Source organism: Desulfosediminicola flagellatus (assembly GCF_005116655.2).
GTDB lineage: Bacteria > Desulfobacterota > Desulfobulbia > Desulfobulbales > Desulfocapsaceae > Desulfopila > Desulfopila flagellata.
This window is the reverse complement of record NZ_CP050698.1, coordinates 3925926-3950280: the sequence shown is the minus strand read 5'-3', so window position 1 is coordinate 3950280 and position 24355 is coordinate 3925926. Positions and strand designations below refer to the sequence as shown.

At 44.6% G+C, this 24355-nt stretch carries 19 protein-coding genes, 1 tRNA gene and 1 pseudogene; 14 read left to right on the top strand and 7 right to left on the bottom strand.

From position 1 onward, the window contains the following. Nucleotides 1–61 precede the first annotated feature (61 nt). Entirely contained in the window at nt 62–1393 is a 1332-nt protein-coding gene (locus FCL46_RS16305) for a CaiB/BaiF CoA transferase family protein (protein ID WP_136806570.1), read from the bottom strand. A gap of 162 nt (nt 1394–1555) precedes the next feature. Here FCL46_RS16305 and FCL46_RS16300 point away from each other — a divergent pair, with 162 nt between their 5' ends. The 3 genes from FCL46_RS16300 to FCL46_RS16290 all read left to right on the top strand — a co-directional run bounded on the left by FCL46_RS16300 (nt 1556) and on the right by FCL46_RS16290 (nt 2621). Then, nucleotides 1556–1699 (top strand): hypothetical protein, encoded by a 144-nt coding sequence (locus FCL46_RS16300; protein WP_153307119.1) that lies wholly within the window; start codon nt 1556–1558, stop codon nt 1697–1699. A 243-nt stretch (nt 1700–1942) separates the two neighbouring features. Next, entirely contained in the window at nt 1943–2149 is a 207-nt protein-coding gene (locus tag FCL46_RS16295) for a DUF2080 family transposase-associated protein (RefSeq protein WP_136806571.1), read from the top strand. 16 nt (nt 2150–2165) lie between these two features. After that, on the top strand, nt 2166–2621 hold the full coding sequence (locus FCL46_RS16290) for a GNAT family N-acetyltransferase (RefSeq protein WP_136806572.1): 456 nt from the start codon (nt 2166–2168) through the stop codon (nt 2619–2621). 24 nt (nt 2622–2645) lie between these two features. On the opposite strand, the gene FCL46_RS16285 is transcribed toward FCL46_RS16290, so the two are convergent. After that, the gene (locus FCL46_RS16285) at nt 2646–3494 is read right to left on the bottom strand and encodes a creatininase family protein (protein ID WP_136806573.1); all 849 of its coding nucleotides are present in this window, start codon (nt 3492–3494) and stop codon (nt 2646–2648) included. Nucleotides 3495–4012: 518 nt separating this feature from the next. Here FCL46_RS16285 and FCL46_RS16280 point away from each other — a divergent pair. The 5 genes from FCL46_RS16280 to FCL46_RS16260 all read left to right on the top strand — a co-directional run bounded on the left by FCL46_RS16280 (nt 4013) and on the right by FCL46_RS16260 (nt 11278). Beyond that, nucleotides 4013–5431: an MFS transporter gene (locus FCL46_RS16280; RefSeq protein WP_136806574.1), complete on the top strand. Its 1419-nt coding sequence runs from the start codon at nt 4013–4015 to the stop codon at nt 5429–5431. Nucleotides 5432–5461: 30 nt separating this feature from the next. Then, entirely contained in the window at nt 5462–7444 is a 1983-nt protein-coding gene (locus FCL46_RS16275; RefSeq protein WP_136806575.1) for a heterodisulfide reductase-related iron-sulfur binding cluster, read from the top strand. Nucleotides 7445–7650: 206 nt separating this feature from the next. After that, on the top strand, nt 7651–8424 hold the full coding sequence (locus FCL46_RS16270; RefSeq protein ID WP_136806576.1) for an electron transfer flavoprotein subunit beta/FixA family protein: 774 nt from the start codon (nt 7651–7653) through the stop codon (nt 8422–8424). Nucleotides 8425–8433: 9 nt separating this feature from the next. Next, nucleotides 8434–9354 carry an electron transfer flavoprotein subunit alpha/FixB family protein gene (locus FCL46_RS16265; protein ID WP_136806577.1) on the top strand — a complete coding sequence of 307 codons (921 nt, stop codon included), beginning with the start codon at nt 8434–8436 and terminating at the stop codon, nt 9352–9354. A 343-nt stretch (nt 9355–9697) separates the two neighbouring features. Further along, on the top strand, nt 9698–11278 hold the full coding sequence (locus FCL46_RS16260) for a class I adenylate-forming enzyme family protein (RefSeq protein WP_136806578.1): 1581 nt from the start codon (nt 9698–9700) through the stop codon (nt 11276–11278). Between the two features lie 326 nt (nt 11279–11604). On the opposite strand, the gene FCL46_RS16255 is transcribed toward FCL46_RS16260, so the two are convergent. Beyond that, a complete protein-coding gene (locus FCL46_RS16255; protein WP_167505815.1) occupies nt 11605–12003 on the bottom strand; it encodes a cache domain-containing protein in 399 nt (132 codons plus the stop codon). 380 nt (nt 12004–12383) lie between these two features. On the opposite strand from FCL46_RS16255, the gene FCL46_RS16250 reads away from it, so the two are divergent. The 4 genes from FCL46_RS16250 to FCL46_RS16235 all read left to right on the top strand — a co-directional run bounded on the left by FCL46_RS16250 (nt 12384) and on the right by FCL46_RS16235 (nt 18910). Continuing rightward, nucleotides 12384–14411, top strand: coding sequence for a 3-hydroxyacyl-CoA dehydrogenase/enoyl-CoA hydratase family protein (locus tag FCL46_RS16250; protein WP_136806580.1), 2028 nt, complete (start codon nt 12384–12386; stop codon nt 14409–14411). A 121-nt stretch (nt 14412–14532) separates the two neighbouring features. Beyond that, nucleotides 14533–15723: a thiolase family protein gene (locus FCL46_RS16245; protein ID WP_136806581.1), complete on the top strand. Its 1191-nt coding sequence runs from the start codon at nt 14533–14535 to the stop codon at nt 15721–15723. A 126-nt stretch (nt 15724–15849) separates the two neighbouring features. Beyond that, nucleotides 15850–17100, top strand: coding sequence for an L-lactate MFS transporter (locus FCL46_RS16240; RefSeq protein ID WP_136806582.1), 1251 nt, complete (start codon nt 15850–15852; stop codon nt 17098–17100). Nucleotides 17101–17158: 58 nt separating this feature from the next. Then, nucleotides 17159–18910, top strand: a complete 1752-nt coding sequence (locus tag FCL46_RS16235) for an acyl-CoA dehydrogenase family protein (RefSeq protein ID WP_136806583.1) — start codon at nt 17159–17161, stop codon at nt 18908–18910. A 32-nt stretch (nt 18911–18942) separates the two neighbouring features. Here FCL46_RS16235 and FCL46_RS16230 read toward each other — a convergent pair whose 3' ends face one another. From FCL46_RS16230 to FCL46_RS16215, 3 genes and pseudogenes are all read right to left on the bottom strand, one after another. After that, nucleotides 18943–19368 carry an acyl-CoA thioesterase gene (locus tag FCL46_RS16230; protein WP_167505816.1) on the bottom strand — a complete coding sequence of 142 codons (426 nt, stop codon included), beginning with the start codon at nt 19366–19368 and terminating at the stop codon, nt 18943–18945. A 174-nt stretch (nt 19369–19542) separates the two neighbouring features. Beyond that, a pseudogene (locus tag FCL46_RS28275) lies at nt 19543–20163 on the bottom strand (IS3 family transposase); the annotation flags it as partial. A gap of 106 nt (nt 20164–20269) precedes the next feature. Continuing rightward, a tRNA-Gly gene (locus tag FCL46_RS16215) sits at nt 20270–20344 on the bottom strand. Nucleotides 20345–20866: 522 nt separating this feature from the next. On the opposite strand from FCL46_RS16215, the gene FCL46_RS16210 reads away from it, so the two are divergent. Then, entirely contained in the window at nt 20867–22492 is a 1626-nt protein-coding gene (locus FCL46_RS16210; protein WP_136806587.1) for an HD domain-containing phosphohydrolase, read from the top strand. 115 nt (nt 22493–22607) lie between these two features. Here the strand turns inward: FCL46_RS16210 and FCL46_RS16205 are convergent, their stop codons facing one another. Further along, entirely contained in the window at nt 22608–23066 is a 459-nt protein-coding gene (locus tag FCL46_RS16205; RefSeq protein WP_136806588.1) for an Hsp20/alpha crystallin family protein, read from the bottom strand. Between the two features lie 200 nt (nt 23067–23266). Between FCL46_RS16205 and FCL46_RS16200 the strand changes: the two genes are divergently transcribed. Next, entirely contained in the window at nt 23267–23851 is a 585-nt protein-coding gene (locus tag FCL46_RS16200) for a hypothetical protein (RefSeq protein WP_136806589.1), read from the top strand. Nucleotides 23852–24355: the final 504 nt, after the last annotated feature.

The window sequence follows — 24355 nt, the reverse complement described above, 5'->3', positions numbered from 1 at the left end:
CTGAGGTCCAGGGTGCCTTCGGGAAGGCACCCCTGTGATGGATTCAATATGAAATTACGGGTTAATCGATGACACCTTTACCCTTGAAATTCTCAATTTCACTTTTACTATAACCGGCAACCTTACTGAGGATCGCTTCTGTATCCTGGCCTAGTGTTGGTGCTCCGCGCCATACATCAGGACTTGTTCTGCTCATCTTTGGACCAAAACCGAAACCCTTGACTGTTTTGCCGAGAGTTTGATCGGTGTATTCTATAAAATTACCACGTTCCTGGTAATGCTTACTGGCTGCCAGATCTTCGATCGTCTTAGGAATAGCGCAGGGGACCTTGTTCTTTTTCAATTGCTGCGCTCCTTCCTCCGAAGTTCTGGATGTCATCCAGTTTTCGATCTCGGCGTTGAGCTGAAGACCAATTTCTGAGTTGATTGCTTCTCTTGAACTACCTGCCTCTGCATGGGGGAATTTTTCCGTATCTATACCCATTGCCGTTAGCGCACGGTTATAGACCGCCGGTCCGAAAGCACCAAGGTAGAGGTAACCGTCTTGAGTTTTGAAAAGATTGCCTGGCTGGAAAATAGGTACTCTGTTTCCGGCGCGCTGCCTGACTATGCCAAGCTGAAAGTAATTTACAAAAGCATCATTTAAAACTTTGCTCATTGATTCTATCTGAGCAACATCAACTGATTGACCTTCACCGGTTTTTTCTGCATGTCTGAATGCCATGAGAATAGCATTTACACAAAATGAGGCTGTCAGGTAGTCATTGATGAATGAACTGGCATGGGACGGTGGGCTCGGTTCAGGAAAACCATTAACAAACATATAGCCGCCTTCAGCCTGGCCGATAGGATCGTACGATGGTCGATCACACTCCTCAGGTACTCCGCCGAATTGAGGTCTGCCAAAACCACTGACGTGGGCGATAACCAGTTTGGGATTAACCTCGAACAACATGCCATCCGTGATTCCGAGTTTTTCGGTCCAGACCATGTTTTCCATCCAGACATCGCAATTTTTGATCAGGCTTAGGAAGATTTCTCTGGCTTCAGGAATTTTCATGTTTACTTCAAGGGTCAGGCTCAGTTTGTTTCTGCCTTCCTGTATCCAGGCTGTACTGACTTTCTGGTCAGCAGGGATCTCCGGCCCGGCAATTACGAAAGGCTCTTTGTCGCTACTGCCTCTCATGATGATAGGGGATTGCCCACGATAGGGGTCTCCTACTTTCGGCCGCTCGACATGAATAACCTCAGCTCCATATTCTGCCAGTAAGCTTGCCGCAAAAGGTGCAGCAACAACACTACCTGTCAACAAAACCCTCATTCCCGAAAGTGGTCCGTAGGTTGGGATTATTGCGGGAGCTGGAACGCGTTCTACATTTTGCCATCTTTCCATGTGTATCCTCTCGATGTGTATGCGTGCTTTCTTGAAGTTCTCGATTCAAATGCCCAGAGCCATGATGATTACAAAATAGATGTTATGTAGCTGCAACATAGCTAAAAGTTACATTGTAGCTACAATGAAGTCAAGAAGAAAAGTAACTCGTCAGCGAATGGCATGAAATTAGCCAGTTTCGAGATCTATAACTGGTCAGTGATGCACCATATGGACATAAACGGCTCGATTTGGCAGATAAGCGTAGAATTTGATATCAGTATGCAAAGTGATCAGATCATGGTCAGATGGGGTGCTGCTGAATAGTTAAGAAGAAAATTTGATTGGGGGGGCATTGATTCAGTTTTTGATGCGGTTGTCGTGATAGAAAGTTCAGTGATTGTAATATTTCTGGATTTCCCCCAGTTAAGTATGTTAGGTTAAAGGCTAAATGATTGGAATTCACAGAAAAGTGATATATGTTAACAGTATAGATACTGGGAATCCTGATCCCTATTATGTAACAGTTTACATCTGGTAAGGGATGGGGTTGCTGATTGGAAAGCAGCAATGGACAGAAAAGTGAAAGATAAACACAATGATGAAGTTACCAGTGAACCTGCTGGCGAATCGAATGTTGCCCATACTAAGGTGAAATTCGAAGTTTACGGCGAGGAGATGCTTGAGAAAACTGTCCGGTCCAGTGGTAACAGCGGCAGGATCTATCTACCGCCTGATTGGGTTGGACATCAAGTCAAAATTATTAGAATAGATTAATCGGACAGGAAACAGAATGGATTTTGATCAGAACAATGTTTCCATCAGGAGATGGAAAGCAGGGGATGTTGACGATATCTGTGAAATTTACAGTCTTCTTACAAACAAAGGGGTTGACGCCGATTTCAAACGGATGGTTTTGGAGAGGGCTCAATCCATAGGTATGGAAGATGGTCATTTCGTCGCCGAACTCGATGGTAAGATTATCGGCTTCATGATCAGTTACATCCTTCCTTTTGGGTTTGGATCAGAAGATTGCGCCTATGTGGCAACGATGGGCGTACATCCCAAATTCATGGATCAGGGCATCGGAGCGGGAATGACCAAGGAAGTTTTCATGTTCTACAAAGCACGCGGCATTTCAACAGTATATACCTCTGTTCCCTGGGATTCAACCGATCTCCTCTCGTTCTTCAAGACTATGGGTTTTGAAAGAAGTAATTATATCAACCTGAAACATGACTTAGGTTGATATCAGGATTTTCTTAAAAGAAAGCTACAGTTGAATGCTTTCTTTTAAGTATTTTAGAATACCCGGGCTCATCTCTGGTAAGGGCTGGCCTGATATCAGTTGTATGATCATTTCAGCTGTTATTTCCGCCTGCTCTTCCAGATGAATTTTTCCTAGCGCTTTTGTAGCACGCGCTGGTGTGCCGATATACCCCTGACCGGCACCCATGGCTTTGAACGTTTTAAGACCTTTTTTCAACCCATCCCTGATATCAATATGTACTGAGGGCAGCTCCTCAAGATCCTGTTTGATCAGGTGTGGATATTTGTATTGTATAAATGATGTTTCCCGAACATCAGCATGTATTTCGGTCTTCATAGACAAACCCATCTCCTCGCTTTTAGTGATTTCATCTAAAGGCATCCTGGAATAGAGAATTCGTCCTGCTGTTTCTATCATCTTAATTCCGTAGCGCTCGCAAACAGTCTCAATGGCTTCAAGTATTGCTTTCAGGTGCATGGAGTCAAGATGATGATTGACAATAACAATATATTTAAAACCGCTATCTGCCAGTCCGGAACAGAAGTCAACAAGCAGGTTGTAGAGGGTTTTTCCGCGTATTGAAATGGTTCCCGGAAAGTCCGCTGTGATTGGTGCGCAGCCAAGAGGGATCGTGGGACTCAGGATTGGTTGCAGGGTAGAATTTTTTTCGACAACATTTATTGCAGCCAGTTGGGCAATATCATGTGCGCCGAATATATCTGTACCTACCGGCAGGTGGGGACCGTGTTCTTCTATAGGGCTGATGGGCAGCAAGATAACTGTTTTGTCTTTATCCAGGGCTTCAATTTCTACCCAGCTCATTTCTGTCAGTTGTTGAATTCGGGGTGACATAGTCTGTAAAATATTCAAAGGAAAAACACAAGGTACAAAAAGTATATCTAATAATATCAAAAAGATATTCTTTATGCTGATGTCGTTAATTTGTTAAAGTTTCGTTACGTCGATCGCCAGAGGTCTACTCTTCTTATTAAATCTGTGCAATGAATTTTACAAAAGCAATTCTCATAACTGTTAGCTGAAAACCGATATGGAAAAATTGCCGCCAGGTTGCCTTTCTCTTGACATTATAATCTACATTGATTTACATTGCAGCTACAAAGAAGCTTTAATGTGGTTAAAATGAAGCTGCGGTGTCGAGACTGAATTCTCTGACTACCGTAGCACGACTGTGAGGTGCTGCATTGCGACTTACAGTCATAGCAGCCAGTGAATCGCTTCCCAAAAGATTTCAATTCTTAGGTTACATCGCTTATAGTTTGCAACAATAACATATTGTTTGTGTTGCAAAATTCATACTCTGAACAGTAATAATCACTCGTGGTGATCGGATTACGAACAGGAGGGAAGTAATGACGATGAACAGGACAATGCATGTAAGCAGTGTGTTTGAAAAGAATGGCTTTACCTTCTACCAGTATCTGGTGTGTTCCATCTGTTTCCTTGTCACGTTTCTCGACGGGTTTGATCTAACGGTTATTGGTGTCGCCTTGCCGAAGCTGGCCGAGCATTTAGCTTCTGAACCGAAAGCATTGGGGTTGGCTCTCAGTGCCGGTCAGTTCGGTCCGCTTGTCGGTGCTATTGTTTTAGGTATGCTTGCCGATCGTTGGGGACGCAAGTGGATGCTCTTCATATCTGCAGTCAGTTTTGGCTTGTTCACCTTTCTCACTGTATATGTAACAACTCCTGAAGAACTGGCTGCCTGTCGTTTTCTTGCCGGAATCGGTCTGGGTGGGGCGGTGCCAAATGCCTTGACTCTTGGCTCTGAATACGCACCTAAACGTTTCCGTGCGATGATTGTTGCATCAATGTATGCGGGAATGCCTGCGGGAGCGATGATGGGTGGCCTGTTGGCGGCATATCTCATACCGCATTTCGGCTGGCAATCTCTCTTTTATTTCGGTGGAGTTGCGCCACTATTTATCGCTGCTATCGTTGCCGTACTACTCCCTGAATCATTGGAGTTTCTGGTTCGAAGGGGGCGTGCCGGGGATACTCGCCGGGTAAAAAACATTGCTTCTAAGATACAGCCAGAGCTGGCGGATATAGACAATGTAGCTTTTGTGGTTGAAGATACCATGAAATCAGACGGTGCTGTCAAACGTCTCTTTACGGAAGGCCGGGGCGTGACGACGCTGTTGCTGTGGCTGATTTGTAGTTCCGCTCTTTATATGTTGTGGATACTCATTACCTGGGCACCAACATTATTGCGCAACAGCGGTGCCACAGTACAGCAATACAGCCTTGCATACGCATGTATTTCACTAGGGGCCTTTGTCTCATCCATATTTATCGGTCGTTTACTGGATAAAAGAAATCCTTTCAAAGTGTTGCAGGTCGGATTCATCCTCGGTGCAATCAGCCTTGTAGCTTTTGGTGCCGGTGCGAGTAGTTCTTTTCTTGTAATTGCCATTTTGTCTGTAATTTGCGGAATGTGCATAAACGGCAGCCAGGCAGGAACGCTGGCAGTTGCGACTCTGTCATATCCATCCGATATACGAGCTACCGGAATCGGCTGGACCTATGCGATTGCAAAGGTGGGGGCTATGCTCGCTCCCCTGACAGGTGGCTATATGTTGAGCAGGAACTGGAGTGTGAGTGAGTTGTGTAACGCCAATGCTATCACGGGTATCTTCATAGCCGGGGCGTTGATGCTTCTCCAGAAGCGGGTACAGGCCGCTCGTAATGCTGAGACGATTGAGGATGTAAATGCTGCCGAGGCTGTAGTGGGGACGGATATTACGAATAGATATAGTGTGATACAAGATTAAAAATTTCTGAAATTGACGCTGGAGTATCAAATGGAATTTACGCGAGAAATATACTGGAATGTCGGCCACGGAATGTCCACATTACTCCCTATGTATCTCTTGGTGATTGCAGCAGTTGCGATTGTAGTGAAGGCTTTCACTGCTCGTATCAAGGTGTACAGGCAGGGCGGAACGGTTGAGCGAACTGATTCCTGGCCTGATCGTTTTCTGTTTATGCTGCAGAACGTTATGCTGCAGAAGAAAGTAACTGGTGTTACCATGCCCGGCCTCCTCCACGGCCTTTTCTTCTGGGGATTTTTCCTGCTAGTGATCGGCACTGCCCTGATAGTCGTTCAAGCCGATTTTACTGATTTACTTTTCGGTATAAAATTTCTGAAAGGTACGTTCTATATACTCTTTTCTCTGGTACTTGATCTTGCCGGTCTGGTTGCGCTGGTAATGCTTTGCGGACTGTTTGTAAGACGGTATTTTTTTCCTTCTGATGGGCTTATTACCAGTCTTGACGACGCGGTGATGCATGGGTTGATGGTAACTATTCTAATCACCGGCTTTGTTATTGAAGGTTGCAGGATGGCGGTTACGGAAATGGGCACACCGCTTGCCAACTGGTCACCTGTTGGCTATCTGGTGGCATGGTTGATGGCGGACCTGGGAGAGGATATTCTACGTGAAATTCATAGACTGAGTTGGTGGTTTCACTTGCTTCTTGTCATGGGTTTTATCGTGAGCATCCCTTTTGGCAAATTCCGCCACATTTTTACAACCAGCGCAAATTACTTTTTTGCTGATAGAGGCCCTAAAGGGCGGCTTGTCTCACTCGATCTTGAAGACGAAGATGCAGAGAGCTTCGGGGCCGCGACTATTGGCGATCTTACCTGGAAAGACATTTTTGATACCGACGCCTGTACCTTGTGTAAACGATGTCAGGACAGATGTCCGGCTTACGCTACCGATAAACCATTGTCGCCTATGAAGGTAGTGGATCAGCTAGGGAGAATTGCCTTCGATAGTCCGGAAGCCAAACTTATCGATACCATCGGCAAGGATGCTCTATGGTCATGCACGACCTGTAGAGCATGCCAGGAAATTTGCCCTGCGGCAATTGAGCATGTGCCGAAGATTGTTGAGATGCGCAGAAATATGGTGCTCATGGAAGGTGAGTTCCCCGGCGATGAGGTCATGGCTGCCATGGAGCAGACAGAGGTGAATGGTAATCCTCTGGGCATGGGTTATGCGACCCGCGGCGACTGGGCAGAGGAGTTGGGTGTACAAAGTATGGCGGAGAATCAAGACGTCGACATCCTCTATTTCGTCGGTTGCTATGCATCTTTTGATAAACGCAATATTGCGGTTGCCAAAAGTTTTATACAGCTGTGCAAAGCTGCAGGTGTAACGGTAGGAATACTCGGCAAAGAGGAGAAGTGTTGTGGTGAACCGATACGGAAGATGGGTAACGAATATCTGTATCAGAGTCTTGCCGCAGAGAATGTTGAACTGATCAATTCCTATACCCCGAAAAAAATCATCACGACCTGCCCACACTGTTTTAATACACTGAATAAAGACTACCGTGAGCTGGGTCTTACGATCGAGGTCCTGCATTACACAACATACCTTGAAGGACTTCTTAAAAACGGCAGTCTTAAGGTGACAATAGATGAGTTTTCCTGCACCTATCATGATTCCTGCTATCTGGGACGTCATAATGACATCTATGAAGTTCCCAGATCTCTCATCAGAACAGCGGGTGGAAAGGTGACGGAAATGGATAAGAACAGGGCAGAAGCTTTTTGCTGCAGTGCTGGAGGAGGGCGCATTCTGGCAGAGGAGAAGCTTGGAGAAAGAATGAATGTGAAAAGGGTTGAAATGGCTGTTGAGACAGAGACTGAAGTACTGTTATCCAATTGTCCGTTTTGTCTGACAATGTTTGAGGACGGCATAAAAAGTGCTGGTGTTGAAGGAGCGATGAAACCCAAGGATATTGCTGAAATCCTGTCTGAGAGATTGCAATAAACCAGCAAACAACACGATCTGTTTCATGAGTTTGCCGGACTGAGCTCTTGTTTCACAACTTGACGTTATTGTCGAAAATTTAATGCTGGCAGGTAAGCTAAGACTCCGATGTAGCTAAATGGCTGTGCTTAATTTTCCAACAATGTTTTGATTTGAGATAAAAAATGCTCAATCCGACAGTCTCCTGGAGCAACTGGAGGAGAAATATGAAAATTCTTGTATGTATAAAACAAGTTCCTGACATGGAATCAAAGTTTAAAGTTGCAGATAGTGGTACCTGGTATGATACCACCGATCTTGCCTGGAGAATGAACGAATATGACGAATATGCAGTTGAGCAGGCGGTTCGTGTATGCGAGCAGGAAAAGGGTTCTGACTTAACGGTGTTATCAATAGGTTCGGATCAGGTCAAAGAGACAATGAAAAAAGCGCTGGCCATGGGGGCTAACCGTGGAGCGCATATTGTTGATAATGACGTACATGGCCGAGAACCATATCAAATAGCTGCAATAATTGTCGAGTATGCAAAGGACAATGGATTCGATATAATCTTTACCGGAATGCAGTCCCAGGACCGGGGCAGTGCCCAGGTAGGTATTCTTGTTGCTGAGATGCTGGGTGTACCGAGTGTTTCCACCATTGTGGATTTTTCTTACAGCGATGGCAAAATCGAGGCAAAACGTGAATTGGAAGGAGGGGTGAAGGCCTGTGTGTCAACCATGACCCCAGCAGTGGTTACCTGTCAGCTCGGTCTAAATACCCCGCGCTATCCTACACTTCCAAACATCATGAAGGCTAAGAAGAAAGAGCTTTTATCTACTCCGGTTGAGGATCTTCTGAAAGCTGAAACACGCCTGGAAACAAAGAGCGTGTACGTGCCCGAGAAAAAGAGCGGCGGCCTGATTCTTGAGGGTGAAGAGGTCGAGCTGGCAGATAAACTGATATCCATTCTGAAAGAAAAAACAGCAGTTCTGAAGTAGGAGAAAACCATGAAAACACTTCTGGTAGCAGAATATAGAGATGGTAAAGTGCTTGGTTCCAGTACTGAACTTGTTGGTTTTGCCGAAGCGTTGGGCAGTGATAACGTTATGGTGCTTGTTGGCGATGCGGCCACTCTTCCGGCGTATTCCGGGAAAATGTATTTGGCGGATGCGACCGTTTGTGGCGAATTTAATCCGGATGTGCATAAACAGGTCATCTTGGAAGTTGTAAAAAAAGAACAGCCTGACATGATCGTTTTTTGTCATTCGTCATATGGTTGGGATCTGGCTCCCAGAGTGGCTTTTGCGTTACAGGCAGTTCAGGTTTCAGAAGTAGTTGATGTCGCACAGGGGGAGTTGGTTGTGCCAGTGTGTAATGCAAAATTGCGTCGTAATGTTGCATCTAAAACAGACATTACGGTAGTGACGGTTCAGGTGGGTGCCTTTGCTGCACCCGATACACCCGATGCAACTCCAGCAGATGTAGAAAAAATTGAGGTTACAGGTGATGGCCGAATCGTTTTTGAAGGATATGAAGAAGCTCAGAAAGGAGCAGTGGATCTGACTAAGGCCGAAATTATCGTGAGCGCCGGAAGAGGGGTCGGCAAGGCGGATAACGTATCTCTTATAGAAAAACTGGCAAAAGCATTAGGAGGGGAATATGGTGCTTCCCGTCCAGTGGTTGACTCTGAGTGGGTTGCTCATGAACGTCAGGTCGGAACAACAGGGCAGACTGTTGCGCCTAAATTGTATGTTGCCTGTGGTATTTCAGGAGCGATTCAGCATCTGGCTGGGATGAAAAAATCAGAATTCGTTGTTGCAATCAATACAGATAGTGATGCGCCGATCGGTGAAGAGGCTGATGTGCTTGTTGTGGCAGATCTGTTAACGTTTGTGCCAATCTTTACAGAAAAGATTCAGGCTCTCTGAGAGGGTGAGCATGAAATTGAGGAGGCGGTTGTGGCACTTTTCCTAACCCTGATTTCTATTGACCCGAAGGGTTAGCTTTTTGATTTCAAATGAAAAACAATTTGTTGTTTGAGATGGTCGTTTTTTTCAATATGAAATCAGAGAGTTGAGTTTGTAATTTAAAAGTTAATAAGAAATCCGGGCTGGTTTTGTCCACCACATCATGACACAGTAGTAGTTTTTCAGCATTATGAAAGAAGCTCGATGTGTTATGCTTACAACTGCATCCTCAAAACACCTTTACTTAGGTGATATTTTGAGATACGCGCTGCCTCAATATTAACTGTTTACCAGGGTGGGTCAGATGAACAAAACAAGTACTCTTAAAACAATGCTGGCAAGGGGCCTGGAACATAGTCGAGAAAAGCTTGCTATTGTTGAGGGCGGGAAACAGTGCACTTTTAAGGTTTTTGCTGAACGTACATACAGAATTGGGAATGCATTGCTTGGTCTTGACTTGGAGAAAGGTGAAAGGGTCGCAGTTTTAAGTCGTAACAGTATGCAGAGTGCTGAGCTGTTTTTTGCGATACCAAACATCGGTCTTGTCGTAACTATGATCAATTACCGGCTTGCCCCTTCAGAAATTATGGTGATCCTTGCTGATTCAAAGCCATCTGTTCTCGTTGTTAACGAAGAGTATGCAGACTCTCTCGATCGTATCAGAAAGGAATGCAGTTTCATTAAACACATTATATGTTTCGGGGATACAGCACAGCTTCCTGCGGGTACGCTAGATTATGAATTACTTATAGAGGATGCCGCTCCGATCCCCGTTGAGATCGATATTTCAGAAGATGATATAGCAGCATTGATGTACACAAGTGGAACAACCGGGATTCCAAAAGGGTGCATAGCTACACATCGGAATCTCTATCATGTGGGGAGAAGTGTATCTTTTGATCTACGTATGGATGTAGATGATGTTGCAATTATTCCTGTACCAATATTCCATGCTTCGGGTGCTGCACTTCTTTTTAATGGGATATACAGTGGTACTACCTCAATAATAATGCCCTACTGGAATTTTAAGGATTTCAGCAAACTTGCGCAGGCCCATCAGGTCACCACTACAATGTTGGTTACACCTATGCTTGAGTCACTCGTTAACTGCCAGGAAGCTGTTCCTGTAAATTTTAAACGTCTGAAAAAGGTTATGTTTGTAGGTGCGCCATCAAGTCTGGTTGTTTTTGAAAAAGCCTTACAGCTCTATGGGAATATTTTTGTACACGGTTATGGCGCTACTGAGACCCTGGGCTCGGTGTGTATTTTAAGGACCGATCAAATTGCAGAGGCGCTTTCCCAAGGGCGCACTTCAGTTTTAGGGTCATGCGGTAAGTCATCCTCTGACATGCTGATGGAAGTCGTAGACGAAGATGGTCACAAGGTATCACCCGGAGTACAGGGGGAGATTCGAGTGAAGGGGCTTGGGGTAACACAAGGCTATTGGCGAAAGGAGCTGGAAAGCGAACGTGCATTCCGTGATGGCTGGTATTATACCGAAGATTTTGCCAAGGTTGACGAACAGGGTTTTGTTTATATTGTCGGTAGGAAAAAGGATATGATAATCACTGGTGGAGAAAACGTATTTCCTGCTGAGGTTGAAAATATTATTTATAAACATCCAGCGGTTGCAGAGGCCGCTGTCGTCGGTATTGGTGACAAGACATGGGGGGAGGCTGTAACTGCCGTTATTGTGAAAAAGCCTGGAATGGATGTTACTGATAAAGAGCTTATAGCGTTTTGTCGAAACGAGATAGCAGGATATAAGGTTCCCAAAACAGTAATTTTTACCGAAAGCCTGCCAACCAGTATTACCGGAAAACTCCAGAAGGGGAAGTTACGGGAAAGAATTTCCCAGATGGCGGGACAACAGATTTCGCCCTAGTACTCTGTAAACCTTTACCTATCGGATCTTGTTCGCCCTTTTAGCACACTGACTTCGTTTCTCATCCAGTCACATATCACTGCTATGCTCCTTCATTCTTGCTTCGCAGTGCCCTGAAATTGCCGAACAATCTTTGCGAAATTTAAAAGATTTACAGAGCACTAGGAGCCTGTCGGATTATACCCTTATTCCCCATCTCGGCGTTATTTTCAAAAATTCAATACTCGCAGGTAAGCGAAGACTCCTGGTATAGCTAGAAATCCAAACCATTTCAGGGGAGGAATGACATTATTGAGCTAACCTGTGCAGGTCTATTTTAACCAAGATTACCACGTTTCGAAAGCAATAGTGTTTAAAAATTTGCTCGTGCCAATAAACCAGTTTAATGGTTGAAAGGGCTTTATGCATGAATAGTGCAATGATCCTTTATCGTCTTGGATTATCGTGTTTGGCCAATACACTTCAACAAACACTTCACTGTGTTTTGTTACTGTTTCTAGCTTGTCTAAAATTACATGTTTTCCTGTAATATCTCTTGTTTTGTTCAGGTTTACACCTTCATATTCCGAGTGCATCGGATACAGCTCCTCTATTCCTGTCGAGGATACAATAAAATGGTAATCCCTCCCATTGGTGAATCGAATAGTTTGAAGTGCTTCCTCAAAATCTTTTTTAAAAATATTTTCTGTTCGGCCACTATCGCTCTCGGAATAACGTCGCTTCACTCCGATCACTTCTGTATTGAACCTGATAGTGAAAAGAGTCAAAAACGCGTATGAAGAGAAGCTGATGACAATCACTTATATCAGAGAAATGGAGTCTATTCTCTTGGTTTTTTTGAATTTTATCCTGCATATACTTACGCTATGTTCAACTCAGCACAAATGGTGAAGTCCCTGTGCCACTCCCTGTTCCTGTAGCATTCCCTAAGGCAATCCAGCAATTTTAAGCAGAAATCAAAAAATCTTCTTGACTACAATATAGCTATAAAGTAGCCTTGGCTATAATGAAGCTACAAAGAAGCTATGTTGTATCTGTTATCGTTTATTACGCATGCTTGATCCTGATTAAGCAGACGACCACCAGAATCAAAAGGAGATGAACTATGTCAGAGAGCAAAGAACTCTATTCTACATTTGTCAATCCGTTCCTGATTGAGTCTAACAGACCGATGCCCGATGAAATGGCAGTGATCGGCGCGGGCAATATCGGCCCCGATATTGCTTATTATATGCGGACCGGTGCACCGGATAAGAAGCTTTACCTCGTTGACGTGGTTGAAGAACCATTAAAAAAAGCTGAAGAGCGATTCAAGGGATACGCACAGAAGGCGCTTAGCAGAAAAATTCTATCCCAGGAACAAGTCGATAAGATCTTAGGTGGTATTGTCTATACCACCGATTACAGCAAGATTAAAAACTGTAAACTGATTATTGAGGCTGCAACTGAAGATCTGAATATCAAAAGGAAGATCTTTACCCAGCTGGAAGGAATTGTCAGCGAAGACGCGGTGCTAACCTCTAATACAAGCGGGATTCCGGCGAATCAGATATTCAATGAAATGAAACATCCGGAACGTTCTACCGTTACGCATTTTTTCGCTCCTGCGTGGAGAAGTATGGCTGTAGAGGTGGTTCGTTGGGATTCACTGGATTCTGAGGTCTTAAATTTCTTGATCTGGTTCTTCGCCAATACCGGTAAAGCACCGGTTGTAACAAAGAATGTGTACTCTTTCCTTTTAAACAGAATATTTGAAAACTGGACCAACGAAGCTGCAATGCTGCTTGACAAAGCAACTACTTTTGAGGTTGACGACGTCGCCGAAGAGTTTGTCGGTGCCGGACCATTTTTTGTTCTTAACATGGCTGGTGGTAACCCTCTTACCTATGAATCACAATTTCGTAGAATGGATGAGAATCCATGCTACGAACCACCGAAAATTCTTAAATCGGTTGCTACCTGGAACCTGAAAAAACGTGGGGAAAAGGTGGAAATGCCGGACGCCCATCGTAAGTGGATACGCGATCGCATGATAGGTCTGGTCTTTTCTCAATGTGTCGATATCGCAGATAAAAATATCGGTACCCGTTCAGATCTCAACTTTGGAAGTTTAATTGCTCTCGGTTTCAAAAAAGGTGTGTTCGATACGATGGCTGATATGGGTGCAGAGGAAGTCAAGCGAATCACCGACGCCTTTGTGGCAGAAAGACCTGGATATCCGGCACCGACCAAGGCAATTGAAGAATATCTTGATTTTCCAAGAGACATTCTTGTCGATGATAAGGATGGCGTACGGATTCTTACAATCAGAAGGCCGCAGGCAGCAAACGCTTTAGGTTGGGGATCAGCTGCGGAAATATTGGCAGAACTGAAGAAAGGTGAGGCCGATCCTGCGGTTAAGGGCTTCATACTTACCGGTTATGGTAAAAAAGCGTTCTGCGCCGGAGCTGATATCAGCGGTTTTGTAGACGCTTTTGATGATAAAGAGGCGGGGATTGGTCTGGCTAAAGGCAATTCGGAGATGCTGCATTACATGGACCAGATGACAAAGCCCATAGTAGCTGCAGTAAATGGATTGGCGATGGGTGGCGGCGTTGAGACAATGTTCCGTTGTCATAGCGTTGTGGCAGATAAAAAAGCGTATTTTAGGTTGCCTGAAGTAACTCTGGGTATTCTTCCAGGTATGGGCGGTCTGGTTATTCCATATAGAAAATGGCCGCATGCTGCAGACAAATTCCATGAAATGATAGGCAAAGGAAAAGTCATGAAGGCTGAAGAAGCCCGTGAATTGCATATCGTCAACCGGTTAGTCGATGGTTTTACAGAGCTGATTGATGTGGCAATGCAGGAAGTAGATAATCTGCAGGGCAATATCCCGAGAATCAGTGATGCTCCTGTAGAAATCCCCGAATTTGTCGTTGCCGAAAAACCAACAGCCATCAATGGAGATCCGCTGAGCAAGGAAGTCTTAACAGTTATCGCTGACGTAATTAATAGAGGTGCCAAAACGGAAGGTTTATACAACGCTCTTGAAATCAACTATGACCGATCCGGCGATACCCATTGCCTTGAAGATTCTAAGGAAGGAGTTATGGCCTTTTTGCAAAAGCGAAAGCCAAATTTCAAGCAGTAGTTCAAGCAATAGTAGATGTGTTGCTCGGTGATTAAACAGAAGTCGGTCAGTATCGGCTGGTTTCTGTTTGAAGAATAGAGATGAACATGATTATAAATTTCAAATAATAAAGGATATTACAATGAAATTTGAAAAAGCGTTTATTCCTTATGGCGGTTACTACTGTAGTCCTTTTGCAAAATGGCAGGGAACATTATCTAATGATAACTCTATAGTATTAGGGGCGGAAACCGCCAAGCGCTGGTTTGCGACCAAAAATTGGGATACACCTCTTGTTGATTACACCTATCATGGCATGACTGTTGTTCAGAATCAGTGTTTCTATGGTTCCACCTGGGCAAATGCCATCATGGGGATGGACGTTCCAGGTATGACGATTATTCAGGCATGTTCAACAGCGACTACCTGTATTCATGCCGCAGCCCAGGCGGTGGAGTTGGGAACACAAACAACACCGTTTTGTTTTCTGGCTGATCGACTCTCCAATGCCCCGCATCTCATCTGGCCAAATCCTAAAGGGCCGGGCGGAGAGGTGATCTCTGAGAATTGGAATATGGACAATATCAACTGCGATCCGTCAACGGGGCAGGGGATGCTGAACACAGCTGAAAATGTTGCAAAACTCGTCGGTGCAACCCGTGAGGAAGCTGATGCATTGGCCGTTAGGCGGTATGAGCAGTATACAATGGCGTTAAAAGATGATCGTGCCTTCCAGAAACGGTATATGTTCCCGATTGAGGTAAAAGTTAACCGGAAGAAAACCATCGTATTTGATGCTGATGAAGGTATTACCCCGGTAACCTTGGAAGGTATTGCTCGCTTAAGAACTGTTAAAGAAGATGGAATTCATACCTTTGCAAGTCAGACCCATCCGGCAGATGGTAATGCGGGAATCATTGTAACCACAAAAGAAAGGGCACAAAACCTGAGCAGTGACCCGAATACACCAATTCAGATTCTCTCCTACGGTTTTGCCAGGGTGGAACGGGCGCATATGCCAGCTGCTCCGGTTCCTGCTGCACAAATGGCTCTTGATAGGGCTGGTATCACCATTAATGATTGTAAAGTAATCAAGACTCACAACCCGTTTGCTGCTAACGATCTGTATTTTGCCAAGAAGTTCAATATCGACGTAAACACAATGGACAACTACGGGTGTTCCATGATATTCGGGCATCCTCAGGCTCCAACCGTTGCCCGATTAGTCATGGAGGGTATTGAAGAGGCTGTCATGCTCGGTGGCGGATATGTGCTAATCGCTGGTTGTGCGGCAGGTGATACCGGTGCAGCGCTTGTTCTTCGTGTCGGCTAGTTTTTCATAAGAATCAACTATATTACCTGATAGCAACCTGTATTTATTACGGACTTCATGAGGTTTCATCCCCTCATGGTGTCCGTGAATAGTATTCGTAAATAACGTTGGCAATGAGGTTAAAATATGCAGATAGAATCAAAACGATGGGTCTATGTCGTTATTGGCACGGTGATTAATGTCATTATCGGCCAGACGTATGCCTGGAGTGTTTTTGTCAATCCGTTGTCTCAGCATTTTTCCTGGAGTCCTGCTGATGTATCGGTAGCCTTTGCAATTTTTCACTCGATCTCCTTTATACCGATTATCATAGCAGGTAAGATGCAGGACTATTTTGAACCAAAACTGGTAATTCTCACCGGTTCCATTGTGTATGGTGTCGGTATGCTGGCAGTCGGTTTTGTACAGAGCATGACTCAGCTCTACATTGCCTATGGAGTGCTGGGCGGTATTGCAATGGGAACAATCTATTCAGGTGTAGTGCCGAATCTGGTCCGTTTTTTCCCCGACCGTCGCGGTCTGGTGTCCGGTATTCTTGCGGCAGGGGTTGGCAGCGGCGCCTTTCTCTGGGCTCCTGTAGGGGCTATCATGATTGAAAAATATGGTGTTATCCTCACTTTCAAGATACTTGGAACACTCTATCTGGTTCTTCTCTGCGGACTTTCACTTTTTATTAAGAAGGCCCCTGCAGATTTTACCCCTGCCGGATGGACCCCGTCCGCAACCCAGCAGAAAGCTCTGAGTGTGGAAGACAAAGACTGGCGCGGCATGCTGGTTGATCCTGTTTTCTATTGCCTGGCCGGAGTTGTGATTGTCGGTGGAGTTGCCGGTTTGATGATTATTGCCCACGCTTCTCCCATACTGCAGTCTGTTGGTAAATATTCGGCAGTTGCGGCTGGTTCCTGGGTTGGGGTACTGGCGCTCTGTAATTCAGGCGGACGCGTTGGTTGGGGCGTTATTTCCGATCGTATCGGCCGTATGGAATCACTTGTCATTATCTTCACGATCCTTGGATTTGCCATGTTCTGGCTGGCTTCCACTTCGGCTGCTGTTGTAATCCCGGTCCTGTGTGTGGGTATGTGTTTTGGCGGTTTTATGGGAATGCTTGCCTCGGTTACTGCTGATGCCTTCGGCCCCAAATTCCTGGCCATAAATTTCGGTGTCATGTTTTTTCCTTTTGGTATCGGTGCCTTTATAGGCCCCAGGTTGGCAGGTGTGATAAAGGCAACAAGCGGCAGTTATTCCCAGGCATTTCTTATTGCCAGTGTTCTTGGCCTTGTCGGAATTGTATGTGCGATACTGGCAAGTATACTCATGAAACGCAGGCACCAGCGTTCTGAAGAAATGGTTGTGGCAACCGAGAGTGCCACTTCATAACGATAAATTTCCTGTGCTTTAATGATTACATCATGAAAGGCGCAGAAGGAGTAATCATATGTCGACACTACCGAAAGGCGGAAGCTTCCTACTAGGATCCACAGACCCAGACAAGACATTTTCACCGGAAGATTTTAATGACGAACATCGCATGATTGCCGACACCGTCTCTCAATTTCTTGATGATAAGATTTTTCCAAGAATGGATGAAATGGACGCCAAGCAGGAAGGATTGATGCGGGAATTCCTGGTGGAAGCGGGAGAATTGGGCCTGCTGGGTGCAGATATCCCTGAAGAGTATGGAGGGACGGAAATAGATGAGATTTCTTCTACTATCATTGCCGAAAAATTAGGTGCGACCGGAGCGTTTGCCATCGGCCACGGCGGTCATACCGGTATCGGCAACCTGCCTATCGTCTTTTTCGGTAATGAAGACCAGAAAAGCCGTTATCTTCCGGCGATAAATACTGCTGAAAAGGTGTCGGCGTATGCCTTGACAGAACCCGGATCCGGTTCGGATGCCTTATCCGCAAAGACCAAAGCAGTGTTGAGTGAAGATGGTAAACATTATCTTCTGACCGGCGGTAAAACCTTTATATCCAATGCCGGAATAGCCGATATGTTTATCGTCTATGCAAAGATAAATGGTGATAATTTCACCGCGTTTATCGTCGATCGTGACACAGAAGGACTAAGCGTCGGGCCTGAAGAAAAGAAAATGGGCCTTAAAGGATCATCGACCTGCAGTATCTATTTCGATAATGTGAAGGTCCCTGTTGAAAATCTGCTTTTTGAACCGGGAAAAGGGCATGTCGTTGCCTTTAACATCTTGAATATCGGTCGCCACAAGGCTGCTGCAAACTCAGTAGGTGCTGCCAAATATGCTCTTGATCTTTCTGCTACCTATGCAAACGAACGGAAACAGTTCAAGGTACCTATTGCCACTTTTGGCATGATCAAAGAAAAGCTTGCGGAGATGGCGACCCGTATTTATGCGGCAGAGTCTACCGTCTATAGAACTGGCGGCCTGTTGACTGAGAGTATCGAAAGTCTTGATTTGAGTGGTCCGGACAGCGGTCAGGTTGTTGCAAAAGGCATTGAGGAATATGCTATCGAATGCTCGCTTGAGAAAGTATTCGCCAGTGAGGTCGAAGCATATGTTGTTGATGAAGGAGTACAGATTCATGGCGGCTATGGTTATATTGCCGAGTACCCGATTGAACGACTGTATCGGGATGCCCGAATACGGCGGATCTTTGAAGGAACCAACGAGATCAACAGGGTTATTGTGCCGACTACCCTGTTCCGCAAAGCAGCCAAAGGCAGCTTCCCCCTGATAGAAGCCATGAAGGAAATGAAGGTGTACATCGAAAGCGGTGTTCCGACCCGAGAAAACCCCGGTGAGGTGGTTCAGGCAATTAAAGATGTCTTCCTGTTCGCTCTTGGTGCTTCCCATGAGCGGTATGGCGATGAGATTATGAAACAGCAGGAAATTCTTGCGCGACTGGCGGATCTTGCCATATATGCTTACACCGCCGAGAGTTCCTGGCTCAGGGCTCAGAAAGCTTCGGCCGCCAACGGACAGAACGCCAAGCATAAAACTAATATGGCCACGGCGTATGTCTATGCCACGGTTGAAAAAGCTTCTCAGACCGCCAGGGAGATTATTACAACGCTGCTAACTGGAAGTGAGCTGGTAAAAGAACAGGCTGATCTGAACAAGTTGCTTCAGTATACCCCTATTGATATCATTGCCCTCAGGCGTAAAATTGCGGGGTCAATCTCCGCTGCAGGTAAATATGTTGCCTGATTATGGAAAGCACAGGGTGTCAAATTGACACCCTATGTTGCTTGGTCTGCGAAGTTCTGAAGCTGGATGCTGATATCTTCAGGCGTAATGCATGGGGAGAGCGGTTGCCTGGACAAATTTACTGCTACCACGATCAACTCTGCTTTGATTCGTGTCTCTTTGTTGCATTGCGCTGTTATGGCGAGTGTAATGGAACTCGCTCTTGTAGCGATTACTGTCAAGCTCCATTCAAGCTCATCTTCTAAGCGACTTGGCCTTTGAAAATCTACGGTGAGATGTTTTATCGGAAACCCGATCTTGCGATTGAGATTCATGGTTCCAAGTGATGCACCTAGTCCATCAGCAAACCAATCTTCAAAGTGACGGTGCAACATCAAAATATAGTTGGGGTAAAAAACTATACCGGCCGGATCGCAATCCTCAAACCGTACTTTTCTATGCCGAATAAATGGTGCCAACCGGATTCTCCTCAATGCAGATCAAATTAAGTGTTCGGATAAAGCCTTTTTAGTTTAACCCGAGGATCATCCGAACGGAACTGCCAATAAACCGATCTTGCCCCCAAGTGATGATCACGGAGTTAGGCCAAAGCTTGCGATAATTCGGTTTCCAGCCCAAATTCTGCTGGGGGATTAGCCATTAGCGGAATGCCTTCTTTGCCTGCTGTAATAGGCTTCTATATAAAGGACAATGCTTGTTCAGCTTGATCCTTATCTGGAAATTGCTCATGATATATTAACTGAGTTTTCAAAGTATGAAAAAATGACTCAGCTACCGGATTTTTCCAACAATTACCTTTGCTACTCATGCTCTGAACACAACCGTGCGTAGCAAGTAAGGCCCTGAAGTCGGTGCTGGCATATTGCACACCGCGATCACCGTGAACCAAAGTCCTTTTCCTGGCCTACGACACCATAAAGCATTGAATGCCGCTCAAGAGAATCAATTAAATCCCAGCCAACAATAATTCGTTAAAACAAATCTATGAAGATAGGTAAACAATGCTATTTTCGGCCGACCTTGAGATAGGTGATATCATTTACCAAACAGTATTTGATTTTGAAACTGAAAATTGTCTTTTTAAAATATTTTCAGCAATTATCAGATTTTGATTTTGAATCTGTTGTTGTCACAACGAATTTCTTTGTCCCTTGTCAGCGTAATCTCATTGGGCGTATATGCCTTGTCGCTTTATTTTTACTCACTGAGGAGAATTCATCCTCAGCTCGCATGTCAGCGGCAATCATGGGGCTGTTACGTCTAACTCAAGCTTTGGGGACAAATCTAGGGCCAAGAATAGAAGCAAGGTAGGAATAAAAAAGGGACAACAGCTAAGTTTCTGGAGTCCCTTGGATTTACTGGAGCGGGAAACGGGGGTCGAACCCGCGGCCTTCAGCTTGGGAAGCTGACACTCTACCACTGAGTTATTCCCGCAATGCAAATTATGTGCGGATTATATGGGTTAGGTTGTTTGTTGTCAATAGAAATCAATGATATGAGATGCTTATGGAAAAAACTACGAATCAAGGCGCCTGGTGGAGGTGTGATGGAGCCGTAGTATATTGGGTGAGGCCGTGCAAATATACTGAAAATCTAATTTTATAAGAAAAAGTAAAGTCGTCTATGGCTCAATAATTTTTGGAATGCTTTTCGGCCCTATCTATGGGTAACGATAATTTTCACATGAGTCTTTTGGATTGAATTGGGATAGTAAATGTCAGTGATCTCAATTAACATACTGATAATAAATGGAAAAACCTGTGTTGTTAGTAGCTGGCGTAATTTCTGATATTTGTAACGGTTTAAGTGCCCCCTCCCTATAAATTGGTATTTCAGTCAAAATAAAATTTAACTCCTTTGATGGGATTGGCGTATAGTTGGGAGTAGAAAGGCACTTCATTCATCGACAGACATTCTGAAATTCAACTGATTGGGTCCTGCGTTGGCGGGATTTTAATGGAAAAGGGCAAAGACGGCAATCAAGATATCGAAACGTCAAAGGAACTCAAGCGCATAATATCGCTTCAGCAGGATGGGTTAAGTGCGTGTGATGAAGAGTTGAGACGTCTCAAGAGTCTACTCAATAGTACACATGATATGGTGCAGGAAGTTTTAGTTAACGGCCGCGTTGCCTTTGTCAACACAACCTGGATTACCAACCTTGAGATAGGTGCTGATGAGATATCGCAGATAGGGTTAATGGATGCAGTACATCCGCATCACCAGGATACGTACCGGATGGTATTTGAAAGGGCATTGAGTGAGAAGCAGCCTCAGGATATTTACTCAGTCTTTGTATCCAGATCCAATCAAGAGATAATTGTTCAGGGGACTATGGTTCCTGTTGTTGTGAGCGAACGTGTAGTGAGTGTACAGATATTTCTCAAAGATGTTACACAACTCGAAACAGCACGTGCAGCAGAAAGACGGATGAGCGCCTATAAAAATACACTTATAGATGCGACCATGCTTATTTCGAAGAATCTCGATTTACACGTCACCCTGAGGCGCACTATTCAAGCTGCCCGCAGACTCTCAAGCGCACGTTACGCTGCAATTGCAGTTATTGAAGATGGAAAAGTTGTTCGATTCATTCATGAAGGTATGTCCGAAGAGATCGTAAAACAGATTAGCAGATGTCCTCCTCAAAAAGGCCTTATTGCCGCTATTGTTCACAATCCTGATATATTAATGCTTGATGATATCTCAAGCGATCACAGGGCAGCGGGTTTTCCGGAAGGGCATCCTGAAATGAAAGCCTATATCGGTGCACCTGTGATGTTTGATGATGTCTTGTATGGGGTTATCTATCTCACTAAAGGTGAAGATGAGCCAGGTTTTACAGAACTTGACTGTTCAATGATTAATAACTTTGCTGCCCATGCTGCGGTAGCTATTCATAATGCTAAATTGCATGCTCAGGTGAAAGCCAGTTCACTTGAAACGATACACCGACTAGCCAAAGCTTCCGAGTTTCGGGACAAGGATACCGGAACGCATATTATGCGAATGAGTTATTATTCTGCAATGATAGCTAAAACTCTCGGGTTGGACAGCAGTTTTGTTGAAACAATTCTGTATGCAGCAGCGATGCATGATATAGGAAAAATCGCAACACCGGATAATGTCCTGCTAAAACCTGGCAAACTTGATGGCAGCGAATGGGAAATCATGAAGAAGCACACAGTTTTTGGCGCGGATATTCTTCATGGTGCCGATAATGTCATATTGAAAATGGCGGGTGAGATCGCGCTTACGCATCAGGAAAAATATGATGGTAGTGGTTATCCCAAAGGCCTTTCCGGAGATGATATACCCTTATCCGGCAGGATTGTTGCGGTAGCAGATGTGTTTGATGCTTTGACTATGCGTCGGCCTTATAAACCCGCTTTTGATCTGGTTAAAACATTTGAGATAATGTCTGAAGGCAGGGGGACTCATTTTGATCCGGTTGTGCTCGATGCATTCTTTAAAGCTAAAAAAGAAATTTTGCAGATTAAAGCACAGCATTCCGGTGAGAATAGTAATGGTAAATACCGTTTCTTTAATGTAGCTGATTTCTTGGCCAATCATGATGGGTAGTACATGAATTGCTGGAGAATTAAAGACAATGGATGCGGAGTGGTCGTAAAACGAGCAGGGCGGCAACAATGCCGCCCTGCCTGAGGAGGATTCTTCAGGTTGATGTCTTGCAGTACTAGTTGATCTCTATCTGTTTTGGCAGTTTCTCCTCGGGTTTTGAAATCTCAAGTCTGAGAATTCCATTTTCATAGTTGGCCACCACCTTCTCTGCATCAATCTCAAACGGCATTCTGAAAGTGCGTTCGAATTTGCCTGATGACCGCTCCATTCGTAACTGCTGTTCAGTTGTAACTTCTTCTTTACGCTTTTTTTCACCACCAAGTGTGATGAGTTTTCCCTTCACATTAAGTTGCAGATCTTCTTTGGAGACTCCCGGCATTTCCGCTTCGATAACAACAGTTTTTTCCTGCTCGTAAATATCTACCCGCAGTTCATTGGTATTCTTATTGAGGATGTCCCGGGTAGTGAAAGAAGGCCCGAAAAAATCATCAAATAAACCGTCAAACATAGAGTTGAATGTGTTATTTGATCTGGTCATTACATTGTGGTGTGGATTGTATCGTACGAGTTGCATAACATTCTCCTTGGTTTTGGTGTAAATCAGTTTTTTTTCTACTGACGAGTAGTAGCTCGTCTGGTGTTGATTATCTTGTTTACCTCTGTACCTGAAATGGTAATAATAAAAGAAACGATGTCAATTAAGGAATGTTACTTTTTGTAAAAAACATAAAAAGTAATTTGATCGAGTGTGAAATTATACTACTGGAGTCTGATGTGCGTAAGACCAAGACACTGATACAATTACAATTTACTATTGATTCACCATTGCAACTGAGGGGCCATCAGTCTGTGCGGACAACATTTAAGTTGTCAGAGCGCTGTATTGATGCCTTAGGCATCCTGGCAGTACAGCTGGGAATTAAGCAGAAAACCCTTTTTGATCATCTGGTTGATGACGTACATGTGCTCAAGACAATTGCCAAGGAGTTTGATTCCATGGCACTGAGCGACCGGCGCGTCGCTAAGACCTATGTGATTTCGAGGCGAACCCTGGAAAATCTCGAGTTAATCTCTTCAAAGTACAATACGCCCCGTGATGCATTGGTTGAGCTTTCAATCGAACGAATTCTGCCGTTGATCGAGCATGAAAAAGCAAAGCACGTGCAACGTACAGAGATTACAGAAAAGTTAACTGAGCAGTTACGGCAGATATCCAAGTTGTTGCTGGAGGCGGAGTCTGAACTCGGTGAGGATGATCAGGTAGTGCAGGAGATGTACAATATATTACGCACCAGCGATGTTTCATTGAGACGGATCAGAGCCTTTCTTGAAAAAGGAAAGAAAATCGAACAATTTTGATGATTTTCTTTTCAAGGTGTCCAGAAGTATGCCTGGGATATATTGAAAGTATAGTAACTATTCAGCAGCACCCACCTGTCCCCGATCGGGTCGCTTCGCATAGGCATACTATAACCAATCGTCCCGCTTGAGGCCATCTGGAGCACTGCTAAACAGTTACGGCCTACAGAAAAGGGTACGTATGAGGTCTCGACTGAATAGTTACAAAGTATGTATGTATCGCTATTTTTCCTTCCGTCATTAAAGGGTGTGCATGTCTATATGTTTAGACTGATAAATGTGCTTTAATCTAACGAGGAGGAGCATAGGCTGTGAAAGATGTTCATGTCTACAACCTGCCGGATTATGCCCTTGTCGTCATATCTGCGTTATTATCTAAAAAGCAATGCTGCAGGTAAGCGAAGACTCCGATATCAACTCTATGGCCGTACGTGATTTCTTGAAATGCCTTGATCTGTGAAAGATTGCTATAATCCGACACACGTCTAGAGATATTCAGAAAGC

What these genes read in the sequence shown, in the direction of transcription:
- FCL46_RS16305 (WP_136806570.1), bottom strand. Translation starts at nt 1,393, where the DNA reads ATGGAAAGATGGCAAAATGTAGAACGCGTTCCAGCTCCCGCAATAATC.
- FCL46_RS16300 (WP_153307119.1), top strand. Translation starts at nt 1,556, where the DNA reads ATGAAATTAGCCAGTTTCGAGATCTATAACTGGTCAGTGATGCACCAT.
- FCL46_RS16295 (WP_136806571.1), top strand. Translation starts at nt 1,943, where the DNA reads ATGGACAGAAAAGTGAAAGATAAACACAATGATGAAGTTACCAGTGAA.
- FCL46_RS16290 (WP_136806572.1), top strand. Translation starts at nt 2,166, where the DNA reads ATGGATTTTGATCAGAACAATGTTTCCATCAGGAGATGGAAAGCAGGG.
- FCL46_RS16285 (WP_136806573.1), bottom strand. Translation starts at nt 3,494, where the DNA reads ATGTCACCCCGAATTCAACAACTGACAGAAATGAGCTGGGTAGAAATT.
- FCL46_RS16280 (WP_136806574.1), top strand. Translation starts at nt 4,013, where the DNA reads ATGACGATGAACAGGACAATGCATGTAAGCAGTGTGTTTGAAAAGAAT.
- FCL46_RS16275 (WP_136806575.1), top strand. Translation starts at nt 5,462, where the DNA reads ATGGAATTTACGCGAGAAATATACTGGAATGTCGGCCACGGAATGTCC.
- FCL46_RS16270 (WP_136806576.1), top strand. Translation starts at nt 7,651, where the DNA reads ATGAAAATTCTTGTATGTATAAAACAAGTTCCTGACATGGAATCAAAG.
- FCL46_RS16265 (WP_136806577.1), top strand. Translation starts at nt 8,434, where the DNA reads ATGAAAACACTTCTGGTAGCAGAATATAGAGATGGTAAAGTGCTTGGT.
- FCL46_RS16260 (WP_136806578.1), top strand. Translation starts at nt 9,698, where the DNA reads ATGAACAAAACAAGTACTCTTAAAACAATGCTGGCAAGGGGCCTGGAA.
- FCL46_RS16250 (WP_136806580.1), top strand. Translation starts at nt 12,384, where the DNA reads ATGTCAGAGAGCAAAGAACTCTATTCTACATTTGTCAATCCGTTCCTG.
- FCL46_RS16245 (WP_136806581.1), top strand. Translation starts at nt 14,533, where the DNA reads ATGAAATTTGAAAAAGCGTTTATTCCTTATGGCGGTTACTACTGTAGT.
- FCL46_RS16240 (WP_136806582.1), top strand. Translation starts at nt 15,850, where the DNA reads ATGCAGATAGAATCAAAACGATGGGTCTATGTCGTTATTGGCACGGTG.
- FCL46_RS16235 (WP_136806583.1), top strand. Translation starts at nt 17,159, where the DNA reads ATGTCGACACTACCGAAAGGCGGAAGCTTCCTACTAGGATCCACAGAC.
- FCL46_RS16210 (WP_136806587.1), top strand. Translation starts at nt 20,867, where the DNA reads ATGGAAAAGGGCAAAGACGGCAATCAAGATATCGAAACGTCAAAGGAA.
- FCL46_RS16205 (WP_136806588.1), bottom strand. Translation starts at nt 23,066, where the DNA reads ATGCAACTCGTACGATACAATCCACACCACAATGTAATGACCAGATCA.